This is a genomic window from uncultured Sunxiuqinia sp., assembly GCF_947495665.1.
Classification (GTDB): Bacteria; Bacteroidota; Bacteroidia; order Bacteroidales; family Prolixibacteraceae; genus Sunxiuqinia; species Sunxiuqinia rutila.
This window is the reverse complement of record NZ_CANLZV010000007.1, coordinates 221,773-236,286: the sequence shown is the minus strand read 5'-3', so window position 1 is coordinate 236,286 and position 14,514 is coordinate 221,773. Positions and strand designations below refer to the sequence as shown.

12 protein-coding genes are annotated in these 14,514 nt (G+C 44.7%); 2 read left to right on the top strand and 10 right to left on the bottom strand.

Annotated elements, in window-relative coordinates; all coding sequences use genetic code 11:
• Nucleotides 1-42: 42 nt before the first annotated feature.
• Genes hisB through hisG form a run of 4 tightly spaced genes read right to left on the bottom strand, consistent with a single transcriptional unit; the run spans nucleotide 43 to nucleotide 4,489 of the window.
• Nucleotides 43-1,164: a bifunctional histidinol-phosphatase/imidazoleglycerol-phosphate dehydratase HisB gene (hisB, locus tag Q1A18_RS11190; protein WP_299579762.1), complete on the bottom strand. Its 1,122-nt coding sequence runs from the start codon at nucleotides 1,162-1,164 to the stop codon at nucleotides 43-45.
• Between the two features lie 44 nt (nucleotides 1,165-1,208).
• Complete coding sequence (gene hisC, locus Q1A18_RS11185; protein ID WP_299579759.1) at nucleotides 1,209-2,240, bottom strand: histidinol-phosphate transaminase; 1,032 nt, start codon at nucleotides 2,238-2,240, stop codon at nucleotides 1,209-1,211.
• Nucleotides 2,241-2,279: 39 nt separating this feature from the next.
• Complete coding sequence (hisD, locus tag Q1A18_RS11180) at nucleotides 2,280-3,578, bottom strand: histidinol dehydrogenase (protein ID WP_299579756.1); 1,299 nt, start codon at nucleotides 3,576-3,578, stop codon at nucleotides 2,280-2,282.
• A gap of 53 nt (nucleotides 3,579-3,631) precedes the next feature.
• On the bottom strand, nucleotides 3,632-4,489 hold the full coding sequence (gene hisG / locus Q1A18_RS11175) for an ATP phosphoribosyltransferase (RefSeq protein ID WP_299579753.1): 858 nt from the start codon (nucleotides 4,487-4,489) through the stop codon (nucleotides 3,632-3,634).
• A 320-nt stretch (nucleotides 4,490-4,809) separates the two neighbouring features.
• On the opposite strand from hisG, the gene Q1A18_RS11170 reads away from it, so the two are divergent.
• Nucleotides 4,810-5,901 (top strand): glycoside hydrolase family 88 protein, encoded by a 1,092-nt coding sequence (locus Q1A18_RS11170; RefSeq protein ID WP_299579750.1) that lies wholly within the window; start codon nucleotides 4,810-4,812, stop codon nucleotides 5,899-5,901.
• 84 nt (nucleotides 5,902-5,985) lie between these two features.
• On the opposite strand, the gene dnaJ is transcribed toward Q1A18_RS11170, so the two are convergent.
• The 6 genes from dnaJ to Q1A18_RS11140 form a co-directional block, all read right to left on the bottom strand.
• Nucleotides 5,986-7,152 carry a molecular chaperone DnaJ gene (dnaJ, locus tag Q1A18_RS11165; RefSeq protein ID WP_299579747.1) on the bottom strand — a complete coding sequence of 389 codons (1,167 nt, stop codon included), beginning with the start codon at nucleotides 7,150-7,152 and terminating at the stop codon, nucleotides 5,986-5,988.
• 17 nt (nucleotides 7,153-7,169) lie between these two features.
• Nucleotides 7,170-7,781: a nucleotide exchange factor GrpE gene (locus Q1A18_RS11160; protein ID WP_299579744.1), complete on the bottom strand. Its 612-nt coding sequence runs from the start codon at nucleotides 7,779-7,781 to the stop codon at nucleotides 7,170-7,172.
• Between the two features lie 162 nt (nucleotides 7,782-7,943).
• Nucleotides 7,944-8,468: a TlpA disulfide reductase family protein gene (locus Q1A18_RS11155; RefSeq protein ID WP_299579741.1), complete on the bottom strand. Its 525-nt coding sequence runs from the start codon at nucleotides 8,466-8,468 to the stop codon at nucleotides 7,944-7,946.
• Between the two features lie 126 nt (nucleotides 8,469-8,594).
• Nucleotides 8,595-9,902 carry a UDP-N-acetylglucosamine 1-carboxyvinyltransferase gene (murA, locus tag Q1A18_RS11150; protein ID WP_299579738.1) on the bottom strand — a complete coding sequence of 436 codons (1,308 nt, stop codon included), beginning with the start codon at nucleotides 9,900-9,902 and terminating at the stop codon, nucleotides 8,595-8,597.
• 17 nt (nucleotides 9,903-9,919) lie between these two features.
• Nucleotides 9,920-10,540 (bottom strand): DUF4290 domain-containing protein, encoded by a 621-nt coding sequence (locus Q1A18_RS11145; RefSeq protein ID WP_299579735.1) that lies wholly within the window; start codon nucleotides 10,538-10,540, stop codon nucleotides 9,920-9,922.
• A gap of 181 nt (nucleotides 10,541-10,721) precedes the next feature.
• A complete protein-coding gene (locus Q1A18_RS11140; protein ID WP_299579732.1) occupies nucleotides 10,722-13,034 on the bottom strand; it encodes a UvrD-helicase domain-containing protein in 2,313 nt (770 codons plus the stop codon).
• Between the two features lie 178 nt (nucleotides 13,035-13,212).
• On the opposite strand from Q1A18_RS11140, the gene Q1A18_RS11135 reads away from it, so the two are divergent.
• Complete coding sequence (locus tag Q1A18_RS11135) at nucleotides 13,213-14,496, top strand: gliding motility-associated C-terminal domain-containing protein (RefSeq protein WP_299579729.1); 1,284 nt, start codon at nucleotides 13,213-13,215, stop codon at nucleotides 14,494-14,496.
• Nucleotides 14,497-14,514 lie beyond the last annotated feature (18 nt).

Here is a 14,514-nt window from a genome sequence, read left to right as displayed (position 1 = left end):
TTGGTCGTATTTTTAATAAAATTCATTTCCGGCCCAAAATAACTAAAGGGTTCCTTTGGTTGACGGAAGTTCAAAGTTAAACACATCTTTGCGAATAGCCATTTTGATGGCTCGTGCCAGGGCTTTAAAAATGCCCTCAATTTTATGATGCTCATTGTCGCCCTCCGCCTTGATATTTAGGTTGGACAAGGAGGTATCGGAGAAGGATTTGAAAAAGTGGAAGAACATTTCAGTTGGCATATCGCCTACTTTCTCTCGCGCGAATTCTGCATCCCAAACCATCCAGGGGCGGCCTCCAAAATCGATGGCAACCTGCGTCAGGCAGTCATCCATAGGCAGGCAATAGCCATAGCGCTCCACACCTCGTTTATCGCCCAAAGCCAGTTTAAACGCTTCGCCTAAGGCCAGGCCGGTATCTTCAATGGTGTGGTGTTCATCAACGTGCAAGTCTCCATCAACCTGAATGGTTAAGTCAACGCCGGAGTGCCGGGCAATTTGGTCGAGCATATGATCGAAAAATCCCAGTCCGGTGCTGATATTTCCTTTGCCGGTTCCGTCAAGATCCAGCTCGATGTTGATTTTTGTTTCCTTGGTATCGCGTTGAACGCGGGCGGTGCGCTCGGGAGCAGCCACGGTGGCATAAATATCATCCCAACTGGTGGTTGTGAGCACGCAAAATGTTTCTAACTGTTGGTTCTGCAACTCATTGGTCAGTGAACCATCATTGATTAAAATGCCTTTGGCTCCTAGGTTTTTAGCCAGTTCAATGTCGGTCAACCGGTCGCCAATGACAAAACTGTTGGCTAAATCGTAGCTTCCGTCCATGTATTTTCCCATCAGTCCGGTGCGTGGTTTGCGTGTAGGCGCATTATCCTCGGGGAAACTGCGGTCGATTAAAATGGCATCGAAAGTGATTCCTTCGTTTTCAAAAGCCTTTAGCATCTTATTGTGAGCGGGCCAAAAGGTGTCTTCCGGAAATGAGTCTGTTCCCAGGCCATCCTGGTTGGTCACCATAACCAGTTCGTAGTCGAGGTTTTTAGCTACAAAGTAAAGGTTACGAAAAACACCGGGGATAAACTCCAGTTTCTCCAGCGAGTCAATTTGCTCGTCCTCCGGCTCACGGATCAATGTTCCGTCCCGGTCGATGAATAAAGCCTTTTTCATAGTGTGTAATCAATTTGAAAATCGAATAATGAATTATTCGTGATTTATATCAATTCGTTTAATTTATCCATTAAGATCTGGTTCTCTTCGGGCGAACCAACCGTGATTCGCAGGCTTTCATTGCACAATACCACTTTGGAGCGGTCGCGCACAATAATGCCATTTTCAACCAAATAATTGTAAATGCCACGAGCATCATGCATTTTCACCAGCAGGAAGTTGGCATCTGAAGGGAACACCTTTACAACAAACGGGAAATTGCTGAGTTGTTCGGCCAGTTTTGCGCGTTCCTGAATCAACGATTCGACCCACTGGTTTTTATCACTTTCCTGTTCCATCAGTTCCAGCGCCTTTTGCTGGGTCAGGATATTGATGTTGTAAGGGTATTTTATTTTGTTGAAAATGCGGATAATTTCTTCGCTGGCAAAAGCCATCCCTAGTCGAATGCCCGCCATTCCCCAGGCTTTGGAGAAGGTTTGTAAAATAACCAGGTTCGGATGCTGGTTGAGTTCGGACAGCAAACTGGCTCCGGGAGCAAAATCAATGTAAGCTTCATCAACCACCACCAAGCCGGAAAAGCCTTGAATGAGTTTGGTCATTTCATTTTTGTCGAGCAGGTTGCCGGTGGGGTTGTTGGGGGAGCAAACAAAAATAAGCTTGGTATTGGCATCCGTTTCCTTCAGCAAGGCATCGGCCGAAAAGCTATAATCGTCATTCAATTTTACCCGGCGTACTTCAATATTGTTAATATCAGCCGCCACCTGGTACATGCCGTATGTGGGATCGATAGTCACAATATTATCCTGTCCCGGTTCGCAAAATGCGCGGAACAGCAGGTCAATGGGTTCATCGCTGCCATTACCCAAAAAGATTTGATCGGCCGCACAGTTTTTCAGTCTGGCAATTTTCTTCTTCACTTCGCGCTGAAGCGGATCGGGGTAACGGTTATAAGGAGCATTGAACGGATTTTCATTGGCATCAAGAAAAACCATAGCTTCACCGGTGTACTCGTCGCGAGCCGAAGAGTAGGGTTTTAGCGCTTGAATATTCTTTCGTATGAGTTGTTGTAAGTTCATGTTGTATTGAATTTGGAGACGATGGGAAATAATTATCTTCTATTGTTTTCCATTGTCATCTAACGTTTTCAATCTTAGCGTTACCGCATTTTTGTGCGCGTCCAGTTGTTCGGCAGCAGCCATTTTTTCAATGACTGGACCCAGGTTCAAAATACCTTCCCGGCTTACTTCCTGAAAGGTGATTTTCCGGATGAAACTGTCAAGGTTGACTCCGCTAAATGATCGTGCCCACCCGTTGGTTGGCAAGGTGTGGTTGGTGCCTGATGCATAATCCCCCGCGCTTTCGGGGGTGTAGTTGCCCAGGAAAACAGAACCAGCATTCACAATTTTTTCAGCAACGTCTAAATAGTTATTCATCGAAATGATGAGGTGCTCTGGCGCATATTCATTGATGAGCTCAATCATTTCATTTTCGTTATTCAACACGATGGCAACACTGTTGTCGAGCGCTTTGGTGGCAATGTTCATGCGGCTCAGTTGTGCCAGTTGTTCTTGCAATGCGGTTTCCACCTGGTTGATCAACTTTTCGGAGTTGGTGACTAAAATGACCTGTGAGTCGGGGCCGTGCTCCGCTTGCGAAAGCAGGTCGGAAGCGATAAAAGCCGGACTGGCTGTTTCGTCGGCCATTACGGCTACTTCGGATGGTCCGGCTGGCATGTCGATGGCCACATCGCTGATGCTGACCAGCTGTTTGGCTGCCATTACATATTGGTTTCCGGGACCAAATATTTTGGAAACTTTTGGCACCGGACCGGCACCGTAAGCCATGGCACCGATGGCCTGTACACCACCCAGTTTGAAAAATTTAGTGACTCCAACAAGCTGCGCCGCAAACAGAATGGCCGGATTGACTTTTCCTTCTTTATCGGGTGGAGTGCACAGGACAATTTCTCGGCATCCTGCAATTTTTGCGGGGATTCCCAACATAAGGACCGTTGAAAAAAGAGGAGCAGAGCCTCCCGGAATGTAGAGGCCTACTTTTTCGATGGCCACGGCTTTTTGCCAACAGACTACACCGCTGGTTGTTTCAATCTTGCTTGTTTCTGTTTTTTGACTGGCATGAAAATGCTGAATGTTCTGTGCAGCGGTTTGGATGGCTGCCTTTAAGCCGGCATCCAAATGTGTTGCAGCTTCCTCGATTTCAGCTTGGCTTACAGCAAACTCGCGAAGGACTACTCCGTCAAACTGCTCGGTATATTTCTGAACAGCGGGAAGTCCATCTGTTTTTATTTCATCCAGAATGGCCCCTACTTTTTCGCTGAGGTTGGCTGCGTTAAACAGTGGGCGTTCCAGCAGTGCTGCCCATGTGCTCTTTTCAGGATTTAAATAGCGTTTCATGCGTCAATTTTATAGTAAGATTGAATGTTTTCTTTGTTTATGTGTGGGCCTGTTTAGAAAATCATCTTTTCAATTGGCATAACTAAAATACCTTGTGCCCCGACTTCTTTTAGTTTTCCGATGATCTCCCAAAACTCTTTCTCGGCAATTACAGAGGACATAGATACCCATCCTTCTTCAGCCAATGTTGTAACCGTTGGACTCTTCATGCCTGGAAGAATTGCTTTTATGGCGTCAATTTTTTCTTTGGGGGCATTGAGTACGATGTATTTTTTATCTTTTGCCCGCTCAACCGACTCCATGCGGAAAATCATTTCATCCAGAATGGCTTGCTTGGCTGGTGAAAGCTCTTGCGGGGCTACCAAAACAGCTTCTGATTGAAGGGCTACTTCTACTTCCTTCAGTCGGTTTGAAACCAAAGTTGAGCCTGAACTTACAATGTCAAAAATGGCATCAGCCAGCCCAATTCCGGGGGCAATTTCTACGGAACCCGAAATCACGTGAATGTCGGCTTGTACGTTGTTTTTATCCAAAAAGTCTTTCAGAATAACGGGATAGGAGGTCGCAATTTTTTTGCCGTTGAACCATTCGATGCCCGGGTAGTCTTCTGATTTTGGAATGGCCAGGCTTAATCGACATTTGCTGAAACCCAATCGTTTGATGATTTGCACGTTTTCTTTTTTCTCCAGCATTTCATTTTCACCAACAATACCAATGTCGGCTACTTGGTCGGCTACGGCCTGCGGAATATCATCATCGCGCAAAAACAGGACTTCCAGCGGAAAGTTTTTTGCTGCAGCCAGTAGTTTTCGCCGCCCCAGGTTAATTTTAATTCCAGCTTCTCCAATAAGTTGCATGGAGTCTTCATTGAGTCTCCCTTTTGTTTGAATAGCGATTCTTAGTTGTGTCATGCTAATTTTTGTCAATAAAAAAGGCTTACCGTTTTGGTAAGCCTTCTTTGGGTTAATATTGTTTACAACAAAGCAAAAGAATTACGGCCTACCAATTAATAGGATGTGATGATGGCCGATATGTCCCAGTTTGTTATTCATGTCGTTTTTACTTTGAGCTGCAAGTATAGTGATAAAATAAAGGTGAACCAAATGAAATTCTGACAAATTGTAACTCCGATCCGATTTTTTATTCTTTTTTTAATTTTAGTATTTTGTGACAATCGATTGCATTAAAATATTATTTTTGATTGCATGATTAAACCTAAATCAATATCATAATGAAAAAAGTACTATCTGTTTTACTGCTGTTTATGCTTGTTGGCAGTCTGAATGCCGGGAATAAAGACAAATTGTTTAAGCCCAATCACATTAAAAAGGTCATGAAGAAAGCGACCTTCTGGCAGTTAAAAAATCCGAAGCACAAATTGTATGATTGGACCAACGGCGCTTTTTATGCGGGTGTTTTTGCGGCTTATGAAACAACCGGCTCCCAAAAGATTTGGAAGGCTTTAATGGAAATGGGAGAGGCCAATGAATGGAAGCCTGGCCCTCGCTTGCAGCATGCCGATGATCATGCGATTTGCCAAACCTACATTGATATTTATCGGATTGAGAAGGACGAAAAAATGATTGCTCCTTTCCGGGAAACGGCGGACAAAATCATGGCGACGCCATATAAAACCGGCGAAATACGCCCGATTACCTGGTGGTGGTGCGATGCCCTGTTTATGGCTCCTCCGGCTTTGGTGAAGCTTGGCGTTACGCTGGGAGATGACAAATACCTGGAGTTTAATGACCGGCTTTTTAAGGAAACGTATGACTTGCTTTTTGACCAGGAAGAGGATTTGTATGCGCGGGATATTCAGTATAAAACCGATTGGAAAGAGCCTCGCTATGAAGCCAACGGTGAGAAAATATTTTGGTCGCGTGGCAATGGGTGGGTGATGGGCGGACTGGTGCGCGTGTTGGAGGAACTTCCTGCTGATTATAAAAACCGCCAGTTCTACGAAGATCAGTTTTTACGCATGGCCAGTAAAATTAAAGCGCTTCAGCAAGCCGATGGTTTATGGCGAGCCAGTTTGTTGGATCCGCAATCGTATCCAGGTGGCGAGTCGAGCGGTTCGGGTTTTTATACCTATGCTTTGGCATGGGGAATTAACAATGGCCTTTTAGACAAAGAGGAGTATCAGCCGGTAGTTGAAAAGGCCTGGATTGGCCTGAATGGTTTGTTGCAAGCCGATGGGCATGTGGGCTGGACCCAGCCAATTGGTGCCGATCCGCGTGCAAATTTCTCGAATGACAGTTGGGAGGTTTATGGCACAGGAGCCTTTTTACTTGCCGGAAGTGAGGTGATTAAAATGGATTGGTAGTTCGTTTTGAACTTCTGAAAATAAACGAAGAAAGCGGTTTCTCAGGGAGATAACCGCTTTCTTTTTGTTGTGACCATTGCGTATTTAGTCAAATATGTTCTTCATCTTCTCAAAGAAGTTTTTGTCTCCGGCTCCCGGCGTATGCTGGAAGTTTGGAGATGCTTGCAGCTTCTCGAGAAGTTTACGCTCTTCAGCCGAAATTTTCTTCGGAGCCCAAGCGTGAATACGTACCAGTAAATCGCCTTTGCCATAGCCATTCACATCAGGCAGCCCTTTTCCGCGTAAGCGTAAAATTTTCTCGGGCTGTGTGCCGGCTTCTATCTTCACTTTTACTTTATTCTCAACAGTAGGTATTTCAGCTGTTGTGCCTAAAGCAAAATCAGGCAGGCTGAGGAATAAATTGTAGATTAAATTATTGCCATCCCGAATTAGTTCCGGATGGTTTTCTTCTGTAATAATGACTAATAAATCACCATTCAGTCCGCCGCGTCGTCCAGCATTTCCTTTGCCTGAAACATTCAGCTGCATACCTTCTGCTACTCCGGCCGGGATTTTGATGCTCACAACTTCTTCGTCACGAACAACGCCTTCGCCGCCACAGGAGTTACATTTGTTTTTAATAATCTGACCTTCGCCATTACAGCTGGGGCAGGCTGCTGTTGTTTGCATTTGTCCCAACAAGGTGTTGGTTACGCGGGTTACGTGGCCGCTTCCGCGACACGTGGAACAGGAGGTATAGTCATTGCCGCCTTGTGCTCCGGTTCCGTTACAGGAATCACAAGCTTTGTATTTCTTTAGCTTCAGTTTCTTTTCTACGCCATTGGCAATGTCTTTAAGCGAAAGGGTGACTTTTACGCGCAGATCGGATCCGCGATGCACTCTTCTGCCGCCTCCGCGAGATGACCCGCCAAAGCCGCCGAAACCGCCTCCGCCAAAGCCATGACCTCCGAAAATATCGCCAAACATGGAGAAAATATCATCCATGGACATATCGTGCTGGCTGAATCCACCGCCGCCGCCTGCTCCGCCAACTCCGGCATGCCCGAACTGGTCATAGCGTTGTTTCTTTTGCGGATTACTCAATACCTCGTAGGCCTCGGCAGCTTCCTTGAATTTTTCTTCAGCTTCCTTGTTGTCCGGATTTTTATCCGGGTGATATTGAATGGCTTTTTTGCGATAGGCTTTTTTAATTTCCTCGGCTGAAGCGTTTTTGCTAACTCCTAATACTTCGTAAAAATCTCTTTTTGTCATACTTGCTTTTTCTTTGTCTATTCGCCAATTACCACTTTCGAAAAGCGAATGACTTTTTCATTCATCAGATAGCCCTTTTGAATGACATCCACCACTTTCCCTTTGAGTTCTTCTTTAGGGGCAGGAATTTTAGTTACCGCTTCGTGCAAGTCGGTATCAAAGTCTTTTTCTAAGGCGTTAATTTCAGCAATTCCGTTTTGTTTCAGGAAATCCTGAAATTTGCTATAGATCAACAGGATGCCCTCTTTTAGTGGGTCTTTGTCGTCAATCTCGCTGAAAGCCATTAGCGCGCGTTCAAAGTCATCAATAACAGGTAGAATATTGACAATAACCGTTTCTCCACCTGTTTTCACAAGGTCCATTTTCTCGCGCATGGTGCGTTTGCGGTAGTTGTCAAACTCGGCTTGAAGACGAATGTGTTTGTCTCTTATTTCCTGCAATTCTTTTCCTAAAGCTTCGATTTTATCTTCAGGTTTCTCTTTTTTTGACTTCTTATCTTTTTTAGAGGCTTCTGCCTTTTCTGATTTTGCGTCTTGTTCAGCCGTTTCGTTTTGTTCCTGAGCAGTTGTTTCTGTAACTTCCTTTTCTTCTACTTGCTCTTGATCGTTGCTTATTTTTTCTTTGGCCATGTTTCTTCGTATTTAAAATTACCGGATTGTCGATTTACAAAAACGTTGCCATTTCGCGTATGGGGACAATTTGGCACACCTGGCTTGTCAATAGCTGACAAAAGTATAAAAAAAGAAAGGCAGCACGGGTGTACTGCCTTCCAATGCTATGTGGATATAATCTTATTTTAATAGTTCCTTCAAAGTAGCTTCAAGCGCTGCTCCACGCAGGTTCTTGGCAATGATTACCCCATCGCCGTCAATCAGGAAGCTTGCTGGAATACCGCGAACCCCATATACAGCAGCGTATTTGGCCTGCCAGCCATTTAAGTCTGACACATGGTAGTCCCAACCGAGTTTGTCATCTTCAATGGCTTTTTTCCAGGCTTCTTTGTTTTTGTCGAGTGACACGCTGAAGACCGTAAAGCCATTTCCGTTTTTAAACTTTTTGTCTTTAAATGATTCATAGGCAGCCACAACAGTTGGGTTTTCGCGCCGGCAAGGGGGACACCACGAAGCCCAAAAGTCAATTAATACCACTTTCCCTTTTAAGGAGGATAAGGTAAGTTCTTTTCCGTCAATTGATTGTTCTGCAATCTCAGGAGCTTTATTGCCAACGGCAAGACCTATTTTAACATCATCGCCGGCATATGATTGGGCGATCAGGCCTACAATCAATGTCAGTGTAATTAATAATTTTTGTTTCATCTTTCTTTTCTCTTAATTCAAAATTTCAACTCAAATCGAGCCCAATAATAGTAAAAATGCAACTATGTCACTATGTGGGCACGTCACTTTTTGAATTTATTAACAAAACGGCTTGTTGATAATCGATTAGCTGGTTCGAATGATATTGGCTCCGATAGCCTGCAAACGCTGGTCGATGGCTTCATAGCCACGGTCGATTTGTTCAATGTTAAAAATTTCGCTTTTCCCTTGAGCCGATAAGGCTGCAATTAGCAAGGCTACTCCAGCCCGAATGTCAGGTGATGACATAGTGGTACCACGAAGCGTGTGTTTTTTATTCAATCCGATGACTGTGGCACGGTGCGGGTCGCAAAGGATAATTTGGGCTCCCATGTCAATGAGTTTATCCACAAAGAACAGACGGCTTTCAAACATCTTTTGGTGTATAAGCACGCTGCCTTTGGCTTGGGTGGCTACCACTAAAAAGATACTTAGCAGGTCGGGTGTTAATCCGGGCCAGGGAGCATCTGAAATGGTCATGATGGACCCGTCGATGAAGGTTTCAATTTCATAGCCTTCCTGTTCGGGAATGAAAATGTCGTCTCCTTTAACCTGCAATTTGATGCCAAGGCGTTTAAAAGACTCAGGAATAATTCCCAGATGTTCAATTCCGGTTCCCTGGATGGTTATTTCTGAACCAGTCATGGCGGCCAGCCCAATAAAGCTGCCAACCTCAATCATGTCGGGCAAAATGGCGTGTGTGCATCCGCTGAGCTGTTTAACTCCTGTAATGCGAAGCAGGTTTGAGCCAATTCCCTCGATCTTTGCCCCCATTGAAACCAGCATTTTGCAAAGCTGCTGCAGATAGGGTTCGCAAGCTGCATTGTAAATGGTGGTAATGCCTTCAGCCATAACGGCAGCCATTAAAATATTGGCCGTTCCGGTAACTGATGCCTCGTCGAGAAGCATGTAGGCTCCCTGAAGTTTTTGGGTCGTAACCCGGTAAAAAAGGTTGACGGGGTCGTAAGTAAATTCAGCTCCGAGTTTTTGGAGACCAACAAAATGAGTGTCTAAGCGGCGGCGTCCAATTTTATCACCACCCGGCTGAGGAATCAGGGCTTTGTTGAAGCGCGCCAACAGGGGACCGACAATCATGATGGATCCGCGCAAGCTGCTGGCCTGACGAGCAAATTGCTCTGATTTCAGGTAATGCATATCCACCTGATCAGCTTGAAACTTGTACTGTCCTTTTTGCAAACGTTCGGTTTTAACGCCTAATTCGCTCAAAATTTCGATGAGTTTCAATACATCCCGAATTTCGGGAATATTGCTAATGATAACGGGTTCGCTGGTTAAGAGGGTTGCACAAATAACTTGCAATGCTTCGTTTTTTGCACCTTGAGGCTTTAGCGTCCCTGCTAATTTTTTTCCGCCTTCAATTTGAAATGTTGCCATCTCCTTGAATAGTGTTTTTAGTCGTTTTTGCGATGTTTTTTGGGGCCTCGGTTCGAGCCGGTGTTTTGTTTTTTGCGTGGGGCTGAACGGAAAAGAATATCACGTGTTTCGGTTAGATCCAAATCATCTCTTTGGATTTTTCCATCGGAAACAATTTCCAGATCCTTGTAAATTTTCTCATCATCTACGGCGTCTTTGTTCCACGTCAGGTAGGATTTCTTCATGTGGTTGGCCAGCAGGGTGATCAGAATTTCCTTTTCTTCGCCGCTTTCATATTGAATGGCTTCATTAACCATCAATTCCAATGTTTTTCCGTAGTAACGAAATTTGATTTTATTACTTGAGTAAGGTACTTTTTTGGGAGGCTCCTGAAATGTTTCCGGCTTTGGCGGATCATACGGATAATCGATATCCAACTTGAAGTCAGCCATAATTGCCAGGTGGTCCCAGAGTTTATGCTTGAAATCGTTGATATCGCGCAGGTAAGGGTGTAAGTTCCCCATGATGTCGATAATAGTTTGGGCCGCTATATTGCGTTCAGTACGGTCCTCAATGGTCATCACGTGATCAACCATATTCTGAATATTACGCCCATACTCCGGCAGGGGTAATTTTTTACGATTCGAGTTGTAATCCATTTAAAAAAAATATCTAATAAACTTTTGTGTCAAACAAGGTTGTACTAGTTCGGTAATACTATTGATAATCTGAAGTAAAGGAGATTTATCTACCTGCAAAGCTAAGTGAAAATATTTTGTTGACAAATTTAATTTGCGAAAAACTTGATTGGTTGGCTGTTATTCCCTTCCAGCCGTTGAATTATTCAACAATTTTTAGCTTGGCAAATTTAAGCAGCAATTGCTTTTGACCGGCATTGGGAAAGAACACGGTAGCTTTAAGGTTGGGAAACGTACCTTCAACCTGCTGGACCTTACCTTTACCAAATCGTTGGTGTTCAACCAACATGCCCGTTTGAATGTCGCGAGGGTCATCGCCATCAAAATTTTGAGCTTGCTTTTTGGCTTGCCGAAGTTGGACCAGTTTTTGGTTCATGCCCGGCTGATCGGCGGTAGTCGGCCGGCGGGAAGCTGCAGATGGTTTGCCAAATGTTTGTTTCTGAATGGCTTTGTCTTCACCCGGCAATTCGTCAAAGTTAAAGTCGGCTTCAGCTGGAAGTTCCAGAAACTGCATGTCAACTTCGCCGATAAAGCGGCTGGGATTGCAGAAATCAAGTTTCCCCCAGCGGTAGCGTTGTCTGGCAAAGCTGAGGTAGGCATTTTCTTCGGCGCGAGTAAGAGCAACATAAAACAACCGGCGTTCTTCTTCAAAAGCTTCAGGGGTGATGTTTCCAAACTGGTTGGAGGGGAATAGGTTTTCTTCCACTCCCACGATAAATACGTTTTTAAATTCAAGCCCTTTGGCCGAGTGGATGGTCATCAAGGTTACCTTATCGCGGTCTTCGTCTTTATCTGAATCCTGATCGGTAAGCAGGGCCACATCCTCCATGTAATTAGCCAGGTGGTTGGGCTGTCCTTCCTCGCGGGCATTGATTGAGAATTCCTGTATACCATTCAATAACTCCTGGATATTTTGGAACCGGCTTAGTCCTTCTGTTGTTTGATCCTTGTATAAATCTTTTATGACACCAGTCTGTGTGGCAATTTCGCTCGCCATTTCATAGGCATCGTTCAGTTCGTTTTTGTCCTGAAACTGTTTGATCAGGGCCGCAAATTGCTGCACTTTGCTGATGGTTCCTCTGTTCAGAGCGGCATGATTGACGGATTCACTTTGTTCGATAATCTCGAAAATACTGGTGCCCTGACTCATGGCTGCCTGCTCAAGCTTGGTCAGAGTGGTGGCGCCAATTCCGCGGGCCGGGTAATTAATAATTCGTTTGAGGGCTTCGTTGTCCTTCGGATTGATGACGATCCGGAAGTAGGATAGTAAGTCCTTGATTTCCTTGCGTTGGTAGAAGGATAGTCCTCCGTATATTTTATAGGGAATGTTGCGTTTTCGCAGGCATTCCTCAAAAATACGCGACTGGGCATTGGTGCGGTACAAAATTGCATAGTCGTAATAGTGGTAATGATGGCGCATGCGGGTTTCGCTGATTTCATTGGCAACCAAGTACCCTTCCTCGTTATCGGTTAAGGCCGAAAACACTTTGATGCGGTTTCCTTCGGCATTTTCGGAAAAAACCCGTTTGGGGAGCTGACGTTTGTTTTTTTGAATCACGCTGTTGGCTGCATTCACAATGGTTTGCGTTGAGCGGTAGTTTTGCTCCAGCTTGTAAACCTGGTGCTCGGGGTAATCTTTCTGAAAATTCAGAATGTTTTCAATTCGTGCTCCGCGGAATGAATAAATACTTTGGGCATCATCGCCAACAACGCATAGGTTTTTGTGTTTAGAAGCCAGGTTTTTTACAATCAGGTATTGCGAGAAGTTCGTATCCTGATACTCGTCAACCAAAACATAGTCAAATCGATCCTGGTATTTGGCCAGTATGTCTTTGTGGTCGCGGAACAAGATGTTTGTTTTCAATAGCAGGTCATCAAAATCCATGGCTCCGGCCAAAAAGCATCGGCGTGAATATTCCTTATAGAGCTCAGCGATGCGTGGCATGCGTATGCTCATGTCATATTCGCGTACCTGGGCATTGGTGGCATAGGCTGCGGGAGTAATCAGGCTGTTTTTTGCTGCTGAAATCCGGCTGGCAACCACGTTGACTTTGTATGTTTTATCGTCCAGCTTAAATTCTTTGATAATGGTTTTCAACAGGCTTTTGGAGTCTGCTGAATCATAGATTGTGAAATTTGAGGGGTAACCAAGAACTTCCGATTCCACCCGTAAAATGCGGGCAAAAATGGAGTGAAACGTTCCCATCCAAAGGTATTTGGCCGTGTGTGCCCCAACAACATTGGCAATCCGTTCTTTCATTTCTTTGGCTGCCTTGTTGGTAAAGGTAAGCGATAAAATGCTGGCCGGTCGTGTGCCTTGCTTCAGCAAGTGAGCAATGCGGTAAGTCAGTACCCGTGTTTTGCCAGAGCCGGCTCCGGCAATGATCAGGGATGGCCCTTCGGTATTTTCAACAGCTTGTCTTTGAGCTTCGTTTAATTCTTCAAGATAATTCACAATCACTATATTTCTAAGTCAGCCTCAAAAGTATAACCTATTTTCTTATTTCGAAGCATTGGCCTCAGCTAGTTTTCAACAAATGAGTTTTGAATGAAAAAATGAAAGATGGGTAAAAGATAAGTCAATTTTAAACGTTAATATTGTAATACAATATAATTCAAGCTGTTTTTTGAAGATGAAATTTAATGCGAAAACTTCACTTGTTGTCTTGCTGATTGCCTTGTTTTTTCCCTGTGTCGTTATGGGGCAGTTAACCGCTGTGTCGGACGATGTTGTGTCTACCGCCTACAGTTCTGGGAGTCAAGATCAGATTTATATTTTTTGTGCTGCTCCCGATGAGAATGCCGGGCAATTGACGGCAACTTCAAGTACGGCAGTAGCTGCCGGCTTTGAGTGGTTCAAATACAACCCGGGAACTGGAAGCTTTGATGCTTATCAGTCGGATAATTCGGGAGCGGCTTCGTCAACCATTAGCAATTTGGAGAGTGGATGCTATCGGGTTGAAGTGACTTTTGGAGAAACAACTGAACTTTATACTGCTTGGGTGATGAACAGCTGGTATGCTGCAACAGCCGAAATTACGGAGTCGACCTGTGACTATTTTCAGATACAAGCTGCTTTTGACGAAGCTTCGTCAGTTTATTATGATTTGGCTACAGGTTCCGAGTTGCAGGTTTTTAAAGATGTAAAAGTGCGATGGGAGGCCGATGGGGAGCCTGTTGCTTCGGTGTTGAGCCCTCAGGTTTTTTCGCCACCGGCAAGAAATACGGAATACAAATTGACTGTTTATGACCGCTTTGGGTGTCAGGTTAAAGTGCCGGTTTCTTATCAGAGTATTGTGACTGAGGCGTCATTTGATGCCACGCCGCTGGAGGGAGAGGCACCTTTGGAGGTTTTGTTCACAAGTACCTCGCTCAATGCTGACGGCTATGAGTGGTTTTTCTTTCGGGACCGGGATGAGCTGATTCAGGAAGGCCTTGATGGCGGAGTGGTAGAAGATAGTATTTTAGCAACTGCCATTGATGAGAACCCCGTTTTTATTTATGAAAATTCGGGTACTTACCAGGTGAAGCTGGTGACTACAAAGAATTCGGAAAACTTTGCATGTACGGATACCTTTTACCTGGAAGATTATATTGTTGTTCAAAACTCCTTGCTGGAGGTTGCGAATGTGTTTACCCCCAATGGAGATGGCGTGAATGATGTCTTCGTGGTTAAATACCGGTCGATCAAATCGATCAATATTCAGGTGTTTAACCGTTGGGGACGAAAAGTTCATACGTGGGAAAACAACAATGTGCAGGGCTTTGAGGAGACATCAAGCGAGTCTGTATGGGATGGCCGGATTGGTGGGCGTTATGCCAGTCCTGGGGTTTATTACTATGTTGTACGGGCAGAAGGACGTGATGGAGAAACTCAGAATGCACATGGTTTTGTGCACTTGTTTCGTGAAAAATAGATCTCTGTGGTTTAAGGC